This is a genomic window from Planctomicrobium mucosum, assembly GCF_051466335.1.
Lineage (GTDB): Bacteria > Planctomycetota > Planctomycetia > Planctomycetales > Planctomycetaceae > Planctomicrobium.
This window is the reverse complement of record NZ_CP195793.1, coordinates 3569128-3584430: the sequence shown is the minus strand read 5'-3', so window position 1 is coordinate 3584430 and position 15303 is coordinate 3569128. Positions and strand designations below refer to the sequence as shown.

Genomic DNA, 15303 nt, shown 5'->3' with positions numbered 1-15303 from the left:
AACTCGCATCTTCGCGCCGCTCCATGTTCGGGGTGAAGTGCGACTACGAAGGGGTGCAACGTCCAATTTGGGCGATTTCGCAAAACACGATTCCCATGAAAGTGATTGACAGCATGAGGCTGGAGCAATCGATGAAATACGCAAAACAGCGCTGGATCGGTACTGTGGCGATATGCCTGGGGCTCGCTGGGCCAGCCTGGGGGCAGCAAGCCGAATATTCCGGAGTCACTCCGGTTTTCGGGGAGGAGGCTGAAGCGTCGGTTGTCCTCAGCAAACCGTCTTCGGCTCCACTCGATATTTCAGATGCAACTGCGTCAGTCCGCACGGGACAGAGTGCGAGTGGCTCAGCTGGAATGAACCAGCAGGCTCAGTATGTTCCACCACCAGTGGAAATGAGCCCGTATGTTCAGGGCCAGGCGGGCCGCCCTTACCAGCCGAATTTCCAGGAAGCGGCTGTTCCGTTCGATGACGGAGTCGGATTCGCCCAGACCAACAGAAATATCAACGATATTCTCTGGCGAGTCGGTCGCATCAATGGGGATCAGTACGGCATCAACGGTGGCTATACTGACTTCAACGCGTTCGTCCCATTGTGGATGAATGGTCCCGATTCGGTGACCTTTTTCAATCCACGCGTCGGGGTGACCGATTACGGGTTCGGATACGCGAACGTCGGTTTGGGGCACCGTGTTTACATGCCGTCCCGCGACCGCGTCCTCGGTGCTTCTTTCTGGTATGACTTCGACAACGGCCATGCTGTCGACTTCAACCAGCTGGGCGTCAGCTTGGAAAGCATCGGACGATACGTCAGCTGGCGAGGAAACGCCTCGATCCCGGTTGGACGTCGCAAAGCATTAAACAGCTTCTACGATGGTGCCCAGTCCTTCACTGGAAACAACATCAGCGTCCTGCGTAACTACATCTACGACAACGCTTACCAGAACTACGACATGGAAGTCGCGTTCCCATCGCCAGTCATGGGGCGATACGGGTTCGAGACCGGTGTCGGGATGTACTTCCTCAACGGTGACGTCGCGTCCGACGCAACCGGGGTGAGCGTTCGCCAGCAGGCTCAGGTCACTGAAAACCTGTGGATCAACGGATACTACACGTACGACCACGTGTTCGAATCCATGTTCTCGCTCAACTTCGAAGTCACCATGCCGGATGGACGACCACGTAAATGGTTCCGCAAGCCGCGTGTTGATTCTTACCTGACACAATCCGTCCATCGTAAGTACCGAGTGGCTGTCGGCAAGACGACAGATTCCGCCTCGATCCTCGGACGGGATGCGAATGGCAACGTCATTACTATTGCCTACATCGATCCAGATGCTGCAGGCCCTGGTGACGGTACGATCGAGAACCCATACAGCTCCACTACGAACTACGGTGCGGATGCAAATCCCGAGCGATACCAGTTTATCTTTGTTCGTCGCGGCACTGAGGTGAATGAAGCTGCCAACCTGAACACTGGCATCACACTTGTTGATTACCTGCCGAGCGATCCATCTGATCCGGGCCCACCAGCCTATGGTCAGAAGCTGATCGGAGATGTGGACCTGCCATTGAGCCAGATTCCGCAGTACCTCGTCAACTTCGATGGTGTGAACTCACTGTTCCGCCTTCCATCCGAGTCAAATGGTGGAACGGGTGCAGCACCAACTCTGAGCAACTTCGGCGGAACAGACGTTGTCACCCTCACGGGCAATGGACATGAAGTCTTCGGACTCACCATCGACGGTGCCCTGAGCGATGTGAATTCGACAGCGAATGCTAACGGTATTTCGACCGGTGCTGGTCTCACGACAGATGGATTCTACCTGCACGGGTTGACCTTCCAGAACGTCGTCAACGGGATCACAATCAACAGCGATACCGATCCTGGGGTTCCAAGCCTCGACTACCACGAATATGGCCGGATCACGAACAACCGCTTCATCGGGTTGAATGCTGATACAGGTCTGCCAGGGCTCTCCGAGCGAGCGATTCAGATCAATCACACCGATGGTGACCTGAATCTGCTCGTCGCTGACAACACTATCAACGACTTCCAGACAGGTGCCAACAGCGGAGGAATCTTCGTGACAGCCGATGGTGCAAACGCACGCATCAACGGGGTCAGTGGTATCCCAGGCTCACCTGAACTTGGAGTCGTTCGAAATACAGTGGGAACTTCCGGTTCAGGAATCGTTCTGCTGGCGGACAATGGTGCGGAATTCTTTGCAGACGTCGAAGACAACGTCGTGACCGACAGCACAGAACTCACCGGCTTCGGTTTCAGCGGTTCAGCTGAGAACGGCAGCACAATGGGGCTCTTTACTTTCAATAACAACAGCTTCACAGGTGGCGAAGGAACAGGAGCACGTCTGAACGCGACAGCTGGTTCCGACCTGTTCGTAGGAAATCCTGACCCGACCATCGAAGCTCCAATGATCGGAAACACCTTTGACAACAACGACCTCGACGGATTGCAAATCATCTCCGATGCATCAGTCGTCCAGATCGAAGGAATTGGTGATGGAACTGTTGCTAACCGTAACACCTTCAACGGTAATGGCGACAACGGTTTGAATGTTGCAGCCCTGGCTGGCGGAACTGTGACCGTGATTGACGACGTTGTGAATCAGCAGTTCAACAACAATGGTAACAACGGTTTGCTGGGAGTTGCTGACGGTGCTGGAAGCCAGATCAACATGGCGATCGGGGACACCACAGTTGGAAGCACTCTTGGGAATACCTTCAACAACAACGGTGCAACAACTCTGACCGGAGACGGATCCGGACTCAATCTGACAGCATCAAACGGTGGTGCAGTCACAGGTCCAATCCTGCACAATACTGCGAACCTCAATGCTGGAAGCGGTATCCAATTAACTGCTAACGGCGGAACGATCGGAACGCTGGCTGCTCCAATGGTTCTTGGTAACAACACCATGAATCAGAATGCAGAGAATGGCCTGTTGCTTCGCGGTGACGGAGCCGGTGTGATGAACATCGATTCCATCCTGAACAGATACACAAACAACACTGAAAACGGTATCTCGACCGAACTGCGAGGAAGCTCGACACTGGTTCTCGATTCACAGGGTGACACCATCACAGGGAACACTCTGGCCGGTGTGACAGCTCGTAACATCGGAACGAGTGACTACACTCTGAACATGATCGGTGCGACCGTCCAGAACAACCAGAGATTTGGTATCATGACCAACGCTCTGGAGGACAGCACCTACACAATGAATATCGGAACCATCGGTGAAGCTTCGAACAGCATTACCGGCAATACCGATGTCGGTGTGGGGGTCTTCAGCGACAACCAGGCGACAGGCGTCCTGAATGTTCGTAACTCCGAAATCACTGGAACGATCAATGGACCAACTGCTGGCTCACTGTTCAACGGGGAAGGGATCTCGGCTGTTCTTCGTGGTTCCAGCGTGATCGATGGGGTTGTTCAGGCGAACAACGTTAGCGACAACCAAGGTTCTGGTATTCGTGTCACTACCACGGGTAACAACCTTGCGACCTTCTCAACTGTGAACTCCTTCCTGATCGGTGGAGCGACTGCAGATCTCGGAAACATCATCGAGAACAACGGTGCCAACGGTATCGAGTTTGTCCGTCAGTCGAACGGTCGAATTGGAACTGTCTCACCTGTTCGAATTCAGATGAACCAAATCGAGAGCAACACTCTGAACGGGGTCTTCCTGTCAGCTCAGAATGCACAGCTCCAGGATAACTACGAGATCATTGAGAATAATATTGTCGAGAACGGGGCGAACGGAGTTCATCTCGACGTTCGAGCTGACGCTGGAATGCGAGTTGACATTGACCGCAACTTCATCGACTCAAACACTTTCGACGGTATCCTGACCACAGAAGTCGTGAACTTCCCATCAGACGCACGGTTTGTGACAGGCGATTGGACACGAAACAGTATCACCAACAACCTTCAGAACGGTATTAATCTGACTAGCGTCACTGGCGACTCCCTGATTGGAGACCGATTGAATATCGGACGAGAAACTGGACCTACGTTCCTGACAGATCCTGCTGCGAGCTTTGGTAACCTAATCCAGGGCAATGGAATTGATGGTATCAACATCACCGGGGCCACCGATGTTTCGATCGGCAACAACCTGATTGATAACAACGCCCTGCACGGTATTGATATCGGCGGAGTGTTCGGCAAAGACATCCGCATCGTCGCGAACGACATCGTCAACAATGGATTCGGTGCGAACGCTGGTGGAGAACTGGGAGACGGTATTGAATACCAGAACAACAGCAACGGGACGAACCTTCTGGCGATTCTTGGCAACAACATTGCCTTCAATTCCAACCGCGGAATTGACATCCTGAACCAAGGGTCCTCGAGATCGTTCGTGAGCATTGATGAAAATCCACTCACTGGACGGGGCAACACAATCAACTCGAACGGCGGGGAGGGGATCTATGTTGTGAACACTGCTTCGACAACACAGAACCAAAGCAGCCCAACCCCTTACGACGAGAACTCTCCTTCCAAGGGGATGAATGCTGACGGTGCTTTACGAGCTACCGCCTTCCTGGACATTTCGATCAACAATTCTCTGATCGTCGGGAACGGGTTTAACTCCAGCTTCCGAGCGACAGGGGTTGTTGTCCGGTCCGGAACAACCGGAGGGGGATATGGATTCACTGATGCAGGTGGATTCGCAACTGATGGACGCGGCGGTATCGTGATGGAGATGGTTGACAACGTACTTGGAGGAAACTTCGGAGACGACATCTACATCGAATCGTTCGTGTCGACCGTCGCCCCAGGGGCAACGCAAGGCACATGGAATGGAACAGAGTTCACTGTGACCTTCTATGAAGGAGACTCTCTCTCCCGACTGGACTTGACCTACCGCAACAACGTTCGTGAAGCAGCAAGCGTGACCGTCACCGGTGCCTACTTCAACAACGACGAAGCGAACTTCAAGTCCCGTACATTCGGGCGAACTGCTCCTGATCCGAACGGACCATTCAACTCTGGAACTCGCTTCCGAAACGCACAGCGTCAAGGACTCCGCGATTACCCAGGTGGAGGCAGCGAGCCACCAGCAGGTTCTGGAGCAGGCTTCCGGTACGCTGGATTGGGTGACAGCACCTTCCGTATTAACCTCGCGAATAGCGATAGCCTCTTTGACCTGGCACTTGCTGGATTCATCATGGATGACAACTCGCCGATTCAGGGTCCAGGAGACCGCAACGGAGTCTTCTACCCTGCAGGTGAAATGCAGACACCATGGGGATGGGGAAGCTTCTAGTCTGAAAACGTGTTGAAAACCGAAAGCCGGCGACAAAGTGTCGCCGGCTTTTTTTGTTGGGAGCATTGTTTTCAATTTCGCTGATCTGAAGAAAACTTGAGACTCAGCGAGCTACTTCACAGACCGCCCGTTCAACCTTTATAAACGGAGGGGGATTGATTGCCTGATATTGGCGATTCTCGATGAAGGAACCTTCTGCATGCGTACTCTGTTGTTTCGACGATTCGTTCCCTGTTTGGTTCTTGCGGGAATTATAGGGTTTCAAGTTACGATCGCTCATGCAGATGACGCTGCCACTGTTCATCAAGCTGATATCATCGTTTATGGCGGAACTGCTTCTGGAATCATGGCAGCAGTGCAGGCCAAACGCCTTTCGAAGTCGGTCATTGTGCTGGAGCCCGATCGTAGAATCGGCGGCCTGACAACAGGGGGGCTCGGAGCGACAGATATCGGGAACAAGGGAGCCATCGGCGGGCTGTCTCGAGAGTTCTACCAACATGTCGGCAACTACTACCGAGAACGCGAGAACTGGAAACTCAAGCCTGTCGACCCGGAACAGATTGATGCCCCGCTGACGAATCGTTCAGATGAGCCTGCCTGGTTGTTCGCCCCCTCGGTTGCCCATCGAATTCTGGAAGCGTATGTCGCTGCTTATGACATCCCGGTGATTTTCGAGGCGAAACTCGACCGCACGCTCATCGAAGAGGGGAAGCCACTCGTCAAAGGGGTTCATCTTGAAGGAAGCAGAATCACTGGTATCACTCTTGAGAACGGGCAGACCTACCGCGGCAAGATGTTCATCGATGCCACCTATGAAGGTGATTTGTTTGCGGGCGCTGGCGTCAGCTACACGATTGGTCGGGAGGCAAATTCCCAGTACAACGAGACACTGAACGGAGTTCAGACACAGCATTCCGTGCACCACAAACTCATGCCGGGACTGTCTCCGTACATCGATCCGAACGATCCTTCCAGCGGACTGCTGCCGGGAATCGATCCCAATGGTCCCGGTGAAGAAGGAAGCGCGGACGATCGCGTTCAGGCGTATTGCTATCGGATGTGCATGACCGATCGTCCCGGTAATCGCATTCCCTTCAAAAAACCCGAAGGTTACGAACCGATTCTCTACGAGTTGCTGCTGCGCAATTTCGAAGCGGGAGACACACGGATCCCGTTTCATGCGGTGCGAGTTCCTGATGGAAAGACTGACACGAACAACAATTTCGGTTTCTCAACCGATTTCATTGGTCAGAATTACTCCTACCCGGAAGCGAGCTACAAGGAACGCACCGAAATCTGCAAACGGCATCTTGTTTACCAGCAAGGACTAATGTGGACGTTGGCAAATCATCCCCGGATGCCAGAGGCGATTCGAGCGGAGGTCTCAAATTGGGGGTTGGCTGCCGACGAGTTTGTCGAAGGAGAAGGGTGGCAGGATCAACTTTACATTCGCGAAGCGAGAAGAATGGTCAGCGATTATGTGATGACAGAGCACAATTGCCGAGGATCGGTGATCGCCGACGAACCTGTTGGGCTTGCTGCCTACACCATGGACTCCCATCACGTGCAGCGGTACATCAAATCGGATGGGACCGTCTGGAACGAAGGAGATGTTCAGGTCGGCGGGTTTTCGCCATATCCCATTCAATTCGCGTCGATCACACCGCGACAATCACAATGTGAAAACCTGCTTGTTCCGGTTTGCTTGAGTTCAACCCACATTGCGTTTGGTTCAATCCGCATGGAACCGGTGTTTATGGTTCTTGGGCAATCGGCAGCGACCGCGGCATCGATGGCAATTGATGACAACGTCGCGGTTCAGGATGTGGAGTTCACGAAATTACGGGATCGCTTGAAGGGGGATCGCCAAATTCTGATCTGGGCAGGGACGTCCGGCAAATAGTCGACGCGATTAGGTCAGGTCGAGACCGCCGAACTGACGCACAGCTTCGTACATAATGGTGTTGGCTGTGCTCGCAAGATTCAGGCTGCGCACTTCTTCGTGCATCGGCAACTTGAGCGAGGTCTCCAGATGCGCAGCACGGATTTCTTCAGGGAGCCCTCGCGACTCGCTGCCGAAGACCAGAACGTCCCCCTTCTGGAAATCCGCTTCCCAGGCGAGTTTGGTTGCGTGCTTTGTGAGCAGCCAATAGCGAGGCGTCCCATCTGTTGATTCCGCGATGCGAGTCTGCAATTGGGACCAACTGTCGACGACTTCAATGTTCACAAATGGCCAGTAATCCATTCCCGCCCGTTTGAGGTAACGGTCTTCCATCAGAAATCCGAGTGGGCGCACCAGCCAGAGTTTCGCCCCCACTGCGACGCAGCTACGCCCAATGTTTCCGGTATTCTGCGGAATCTCCGGTTGGTGGAGCACAACATGGATCAATGGATTTCGCTGCATTTGCTCGATCGGATTTCTGAAAACGTTGATCAGTTAGGATTGCCGGTTCCCATCAGGAATCCCGGTTTGTAGTGAAGTTGGGAGGAACTGTCATCAAATGCCGTTTGCCGTCGTAAGAATCAATTTCCTGAATTGACGAAGGCAGGGGGTTTAAAGGCGGAAGAGATTTTGTCCTCCTGGAGATTCGTTCGTCCGGGTTCGACGGCAGCACCTGAACTGATGATCAATTGCACAGTTTGATAACACGAGCGACTTGATTGGGATCAATGACGGCCGATTGATTGGAATCACGACTTTAACGGTCGTCGGTCCAGAGCCCATGAAGTTCATGGAATTCAATTGTCCTTTTTCGATTACTTTTCAGCAATCGGCACAAATGACCGAAAACAGAGGCATGTGCCAAACAACGGTTCACTGTCTGTGCTGTCTATGTTGTTGTTCTCAGACCTTGGCGTCTGCGAACGACAGAACTCATCATTGATTCGGTAAACAGATGATGGTTCACGCAGGTTCAAACGCCCGGGCAAACTTCCCGGGTGTTTTTGTTGTTATCGCATGCAATTGATGCCTACTTATCGAAGACAACTGATTTCATCACTGCCGGCGTCCGCTGTCGTAATAAGTGTCTCGAGATCGCGATAAAGTCGCCTCGCCATCTCGATGCACTGCTCCCGGAGTCGCTGCGAGGTCCACCCTTCAGCAATTTCAACGAACGGCGCTGGCAGTATTTTTTTTATGCGGATCAGCGAAATTCTTTTTCCTCGCTGCGATTGCGTCGATCTGCTTTGCCCCGTCCGGCTCTCTCTGTAAACTGCTTGCACGATGGCATGATCGCCCTCGTTGTATACCGGAGCCGGACATGTCGTTGTTGAGTTTGAAGGATGTTTCGTTCACCTGGAGCGGTCCGGCGTTGCTGGATAACGTCAGCATGGAGATCGAACGAGGTGAACGGATCGGATTGCTTGGTCGCAACGGTGCCGGCAAATCCACGTTGATGAAGATCCTCGCAGGGGAACTGTCTCCAGATGATGGGGAAATTCGCCCCGCTGCCAATCTGCGCGTCCGTCGTTTGATTCAGGAAGTTCCTTCAGAGGCATCTCATCTGTCACTGACGGAGCTTGTTCGCGCGGGTTACGAGGCCGATCCAGATCCTGCACACGACTGGGAAGCGGACTATGCTGTTGAACAAACTCTCGAACGAATGGGGTTGAGCGGGGACCTTCAGTTTTCCACGCTTTCCTCAGGGATGAAGCGTCGCGCTCTGTTGGCGCAGGCAATCGTTCAGGAACCGGACATTCTTCTTCTGGACGAACCGACAAACCATTTGGACATTGCCTCCATCAACTGGCTGGAAGGCTTCCTGAAAAACTATGCGGGAACGCTGATCTTCATCACACACGACCGCGCCTTTCTACAGGCGCTCGCGAATCGGATTCTTGAAGTCGATCGCGGTAAGATGTACGACTGGACCTGCGACTACAACACGTTCCTCTTTCGGAAGCAGCAACTCCTCGAAGCGGAAGAAAAACAGAACGCGCTGTTCGACAAGAAGCTGGCGGTGGAAGAGGTCTGGATTCGCCAGGGGATTAAAGCTCGAAGGACCCGCAACGAAGGTCGCGTCCGCGCTTTAAAGAAATTACGGGAAGAACGCCGAAATCGCCGTGATCGGATCGGCGATGTGAAAATGCAGGCTGGAACCGCTGATCGTTCGGGCCACATCGTCGTTCAGACCAAAGACGTCTCCTTTTCATACGGGGAGCGTCCAATCATTACTGGGCTGTCGACACTGATTACGCGTGGAGACAAGATCGGGATCATCGGTCCCAACGGTGCGGGAAAGAGTACGCTTCTCAAGCTGATTCTCGGTGAACTCCAACCGACGGAAGGAACGATCCGCCACGGCACCAACCTGCAAGTGATTTACTTCGACCAGCTCAGGGAGCAGATCGAAGAAGAAAAGACCGTCGCTGAGAATGTTGGGGAAGGTCTCGAAACGATCGAGGTCAACGGGACCCGCAAGCATATCATCGGGTATTTACAGGACTTTCTGTTCACTCCAGACCGCGCTCGCCGACCTGCTCGTTATCTCTCCGGGGGTGAACGAAACCGCATGTTGCTCGCTCGTATTTTCAAACGGCCGTCAAACGTGATGGTGCTGGATGAACCGACGAACGATCTCGATCAGGAGACTCTTGAGCTTCTTGAAGAACTCGTCGACAACTATCCCGGGACAGTTCTCATCGTCAGCCACGACCGGGCATTCCTCAATAATGTTGTCACGAGTACGCTCGTATTGGATGGCGACGGAACTGTACGTGAATTCGATGGCGGGTATGACGATTACCTCCGTCAAAGGGAACTTGCTGAGAAATCCCAACCTGTTGAGCAACCGGCCGTTGTCCAAAAGGGAGCACCAGCCAAACAGGTTTCACCAGCTAAGGTCAAATTGACCTATAAAGAACGTCAGGAGCTCGATGCGATTCCAGGGAAGATTCAGAAGTGGGAAGAGGAACAATCTCTGATCCACGACAAAATGGCTGACCCATCATTTTTCAAACAGCCCGCTGCACTGATATCAACGACGACCGAACAACTGAACCAGATTGCAGCGAACCTGAAAACGGCCTACGAACGCTGGGAGATTCTGGCGGATCGCGATCAATAGCAAATTGAGTTCAAGTACTTACACTGCATAATGAACTGTTTATGCAGTGCAGGCTGTAGACTTTCGAATCACATTATCCTGAATCCCGAAACCGGAGCAGAGATGACCAATCCGAATCAGAACTCTGGATTTTCTCGTCGTGAGTGGATGCAGATGACGACCGCTGGTGTCGCGACGGCAGTTGCCTGTCACTTGAACCAAGCCGAGGCTGATGAGCCAACAACCGCCCAGAAAAAAGGGCGGATTAAACAGTCGATGGTGCAGTGGACTTACGATGCGGCCTGGCCGAACGTCGATGAAATGTGCACGGTCGCAAAGAAGCTCGGACTCCAAAGTATCGAACTCATTGACCCGGAGCACTGGCCGACACTGAAGAAGCATGGTCTGACTTGCGCAATCGCCCCCAGCCATGGATTTCCTACTGGGTTCAACAATAAGAATGAATGGGCGGAGTGCATCGCAACCCTCGAAAAACGCATTACCGAATGCGCTGAAGCAGGGGTTAAACGCGTCATCACTTTCACTGGAATGGCGAATGGGCTTTCGAAGGACGAAGGCGCGAAGAACTGCGTCGAAGGTCTGAAGAAAATCGTCGGATTCGCTGAGAAACACGACGTGATGTTGTGTCTTGAGATGCTCAATACCCGTGATGATTCGCACCCCATGAAGGGACACCCCGGCTACCAGGGTGACGACTGCGATTACTGCATCGACATCTTGAAGCAAGTTGGATCAGACCACGCCAAGCTGCTCTTCGATGTGTACCACGTTCAAATCATGAACGGTGACGTCATTCGCCGAATTCATCAGCACAAAGATTATCTGGGGCACATCCACACTGCAGGAAACCCCGGTCGCTGTGAAATCGACGGCAAGCAGGAAATTTTCTATCCAGCTGTGATGCAGGCTCTCGTCGACGTCGGATACGACGGCTATGTTGGACATGAATTCATTCCAACTCGCGATGCGTGGGATGGACTATCTGAAGCAGTGGCCAGCTGCGACGTCTAAGCCGTCGTAGACTCAATTCCCAATGTGCGATCAGTTCAGAGTGAGCAATCCGATCAGGGTTGCTCACTCACTGAGGGACTGCCGACTTCCGGCTCATCAGTAAGGATTCGTTCGGATTTGGATTTCCCCTCCTGTGAGAGGAAGAGAATTCCGTAGATCAATCCTGCGAGAGTCACGGGGATCCACTGAGTCACTTGATAAAACACTGATGAAGCAAAGACCGCTTCCTGATCATCTGTGAAGAATTTCATCGCGCTGACGAAGATGATCTGGATCACCCCGATGTACCCGGGGGAACTCGGAACTGCCACGCCAAACGCGATCGCTCCCATTAATACCATCGCGATTGGGGCGGAATGTGGCAGATTAAAACTCCACAGCGATAATAGCACGATGAAGCCGTTCAGCCCCCACTTCACCAGTGAGAGCACAAGCATCGCGAACACGAGTCGCACATCCTTCAGTGACGCCAATCCTTGTGCCACTGTTTCGAGTGTGCGGCAGATGAACTGAGTGATTGCGTCTGGAAGAAATGGGAGGGATTTTAGAATGCGTTCGGCGCACTGAACAAATTGTTTTGTCCAGATCACAAAGATCAGCGAGACAACCACGACGCAGGCAGCAGCGACAGAAAACGCCATTGCAGCTTGCTGCACCCGCGGATCGAGTCCTTTTATGAAAAGAAATCCGATCGACAAATAAAAAACAACGCTCATTCCATCGAGAATACGTTCGAGCACCACGCTGGAAAGGGACAGAGTCAGAGGAATTCTCTGCTGCTTTGAGAGCGCGTGGCAACGGAGAAATTCACCAATTCGCATCGGCAAAAGGTTGTTGAATCCAAAGCCAATCATGATCGGACCAAGGAGATCCCGGATCGGTCGGAAATTTCCAATCGGACTGAGCAGCAGGCGCCAACGCCACGCTTTCAACCAATAGAACACGGTGAGCACAATCAGGATGACGGGCAGGGAGGCGTAATTTGCCTGTCTGAACGCATCAACAATCTTTGGCCACGCTTCGGGATCTTTGAGCATATCCCGTACAGCGAGCCATAAGCAGAGGATCGAAACCAGCAATCCAACGACGATTTTCGCCCAGCGACCACGTTTGGAAGTTTGCTTCAACTCGGGCTGCGCGGTCATCGTCTCTGAGTCTTCATCAAGTGGGAGAATTGGTCGCGTTGCACTCCGTCGTGAATCGAAATCAGTCATCCGACTTCAGGCCAGCCAGTTTGTGGACAACTTTCCATTCTTTCGGAGTGACCGGCTGAATCGAGAGGCGGGATCCTTTTTTGAGAACCATCATTTCCGTGAGCTCTTCGGATTCCTTCAGCTGGTCGCGTGTCACCGGAGTGTCGAATTTTTTCACCAACTTCAAATCGACCATAAACCAAGTGGGTTGATCGGGTCGACTTTTCGCGTCGTAGTGCTTTTCACCAGGATCGAACGCGGTGTGATCGGGATAGCCCTTTTTGACGATTTCGCAAACCCCGGCGATCGCCAGTGGGTCGCAGTTGCTGTGGTAAAAGAATACACGATCTCCCACTTGGGCGTCGTCTCGTAACATATTTCGGGCTTGATAGTTACGAACTCCGTCCCAGAACGTGGTCTGATTTTTCTCTTTGGCGAGATGGTCGATCGAATAGCAGTCTTGTTCCGACTTGAACAACCAGTACTTTCTCTCGTTCGTCTTTTTTTGAGCAGCCATCAAGCCAACCTTACCTTTTCACCAGACCGAGTCCACGACGAAATTTATGCCATTTCTCCCGATGCGTCGAGTACGTCCTGTGGAGATTGCTAAAAGAAAATGCCTGTTGCCAATTTTCCATAAAATTTGATTATGCAAGCAGTTCCAGTTTCGGATGAAATGGGCAGGACATTGGAAACGGAGAACTTGTCCGAACAATTGAGATGTTCTATTCTCGAATACACATTGAACCCGATGAATTACCCCATACGATCAGGCTTATCATCGGCTTGGGGAATTCGAATAACACGAATCAGACTTCTGTCAATTGAGCAGTGACAGAGTTGAATTATCGAAGGAGCGTCGCTGTGAGCTACCGCAGCAGAATTTCTGGGTTAGTGTGCTTTGCCCTCCTCTGTATGGGGCACGGGACTTTCGTGCGGGCAGCCGAGCAGGCTCCTCAAGCTCGGGTCGCTGCGGGAATCGGAACTGCTGACAAAGTACTCGACCTCCTCGATTATCTCGTCGTCAAACTGGCGAACAAACAAGATACGTGGAAGAAGTTGATCCAGCCGAATCTTGAGATCTTTCTGATTGGGGTCAGCACAGACCAGCCTGTCCGGTTCGACATGGTGTTCGATGAAAAGAACGGCATGCAGACTCAGGCGATCATCCCGATCACCGACATGAAAGACTTTATCGAGAACAATCTGATTCCTATTGGAATTGATGTCACACAGGACAAGAAAGACCGCACTCTTTATGAGTTGACCGGACAGGTCTACGAAGGCTGGATGCGTTATCTGTCCAAAGCTCCTGCTTACGCAGTATTCTTTGGACAGAAAGAAGCTCTGCCGGCTGATCTGGCTCATCCGTCTGAAGTGCACAAAACATTTACAGACCGCGAAGCGATCGCGTTTGTTGCAATCGACAACGACGAAGAGCACGTCAAAGAACGTGCTGCTGCATTCCAAATTTATCGTGACAAAGCAGCCGAGAAATTCAAAAAGCTCTCGACTGAAACAAAAGAAGAGTTTGAATTTCGAAAGCAGTCGCGTAGTCAGCTGATGAACCTACTTCAGCTTTGGGTTTCGGAAATCGACACCGCTGAACTTGTGGCTACTCTCGACAAGTCAAAGGGAGAACTCCCAGCTTCGTCGTCTCTCACAGCAATCCCCGGAACGTCTCTCGCCCAAGATCTTGCCGCTTTGAAAGCAAACGGCAGCCGATTTTCAGGGATTGAGGTTCCAGCCGATGCCATCCTCTCGGTTCGCGTCAATTTGCCTGTCAATCAGGGGCAAATTGAAGGAGCCAAAAAGACTTATTCGATGATGTTGCCGATGCTCAGAAACCGCATCGCAAAAGCAACGAAGCCGACTGATGCAGAGAAGGTTGCGATTGAAGAGATTGCCACAACTTTGGTTGACGTACTCACAGAAAATCTGACTTCTCAGAAATCATTGGATGGGTTTTTGGACGTTTATCCATCGGGTGACAAGCACACCATCATCATGGGTGTGTCAGCTACGGGTGGAGCAAAGTTCAATGAGATGCTCGCCAAAGTCCCAGGTGCTCAATCTGGATGGGCAGTTGAATTCAACAAAGAGAAGGTCCGCGAAACCAACATTCACCGCGTGACTTTCGGAAAGACTCCACCGAAGTCTCTGTCGGACTTCTACGGCGGCTCCAATGAAGCGTGGATCGCTGTGAGTGACAACAGTGTCTGGCTCGCGGGTGGGGCAGGCTCTCTCGAGGCGCTGAAGTCCGCCATTGAAAAAGCTGCTGAAGTCAGTCCAGCCAATGGCGTATTGGCAACTGTGAAGCTGCGTGGATATCGCGTGTTGCAGAACATTGATGCAATGCAAAACGATCCAGATCTTGAACTGCTGAACCAGATCAACATCAAGGGACGCCGTAAGGAGCGAGTTGAAACTCGCAAGGCAGCAGAACCGACAGGAAATCGTCCCGGCGATAAAGCAGGGAGCAACCTTGCAAGCTTCGTGTGGGTTCCAACGGCACTGACAGCTCTTCAGGGCCAGCCTGATGAGCTGACTCTGGAGATTAAACTCAATGACAAGGATGAACTGATTGGCTCCAGCAATGCTCAGTCAGGAATCCTGAAAGCATTCGGGGCACTTGTCGCGAAGTTTGCAGAAGAAAACCTGAAATAACCCGTTCAGTTTCGTTGAATGTGGTGAATTCAAGAACGCCGCGTGCTGATTGCATGCGGCGTTCTCGTT

8 protein-coding genes are annotated in these 15303 nt (G+C 52.3%); 5 read left to right on the top strand and 3 right to left on the bottom strand.

Translation table 11 applies throughout. The features are described 5' to 3' along the window. Positions 1-131: 131 nt before the first annotated feature. A complete protein-coding gene (locus tag SH668x_RS14205; RefSeq protein WP_437185726.1) occupies positions 132-5294 on the top strand; it encodes a beta strand repeat-containing protein in 5163 nt (1720 codons plus the stop codon). Positions 5295-5493: 199 nt separating this feature from the next. Then, a complete protein-coding gene (locus SH668x_RS14200; RefSeq protein WP_437185725.1) occupies positions 5494-7197 on the top strand; it encodes an FAD-dependent oxidoreductase in 1704 nt (567 codons plus the stop codon). A gap of 9 nt (positions 7198-7206) precedes the next feature. Here the strand turns inward: SH668x_RS14200 and SH668x_RS14195 are convergent, their stop codons facing one another. Further along, positions 7207-7698 (bottom strand): tRNA (cytidine(34)-2'-O)-methyltransferase, encoded by a 492-nt coding sequence (locus SH668x_RS14195; RefSeq protein ID WP_437185724.1) that lies wholly within the window; start codon positions 7696-7698, stop codon positions 7207-7209. Positions 7699-8557: 859 nt separating this feature from the next. Here SH668x_RS14195 and SH668x_RS14190 point away from each other — a divergent pair. Next, positions 8558-10363 (top strand): ATP-binding cassette domain-containing protein, encoded by a 1806-nt coding sequence (locus SH668x_RS14190; RefSeq protein WP_437185723.1) that lies wholly within the window; start codon positions 8558-8560, stop codon positions 10361-10363. 102 nt (positions 10364-10465) lie between these two features. Then, on the top strand, positions 10466-11374 hold the full coding sequence (locus SH668x_RS14185; protein WP_437185722.1) for a hydroxypyruvate isomerase family protein: 909 nt from the start codon (positions 10466-10468) through the stop codon (positions 11372-11374). Positions 11375-11427: 53 nt separating this feature from the next. Here the strand turns inward: SH668x_RS14185 and SH668x_RS14180 are convergent, their stop codons facing one another. Together SH668x_RS14180 and SH668x_RS14175 are read right to left on the bottom strand one after the other, a co-directional pair. Next, positions 11428-12588: a lysylphosphatidylglycerol synthase transmembrane domain-containing protein gene (locus tag SH668x_RS14180; protein WP_437185721.1), complete on the bottom strand. Its 1161-nt coding sequence runs from the start codon at positions 12586-12588 to the stop codon at positions 11428-11430. Continuing rightward, positions 12581-13084, bottom strand: a complete 504-nt coding sequence (locus SH668x_RS14175; RefSeq protein ID WP_437185720.1) for an EVE domain-containing protein — start codon at positions 13082-13084, stop codon at positions 12581-12583. The genes SH668x_RS14180 and SH668x_RS14175 overlap by 8 nt, the downstream gene beginning before the upstream one ends. A gap of 347 nt (positions 13085-13431) precedes the next feature. Here SH668x_RS14175 and SH668x_RS14170 point away from each other — a divergent pair, with 347 nt between their 5' ends. Further along, positions 13432-15234, top strand: coding sequence for a hypothetical protein (locus SH668x_RS14170; RefSeq protein WP_437185719.1), 1803 nt, complete (start codon positions 13432-13434; stop codon positions 15232-15234). Positions 15235-15303: the final 69 nt, after the last annotated feature.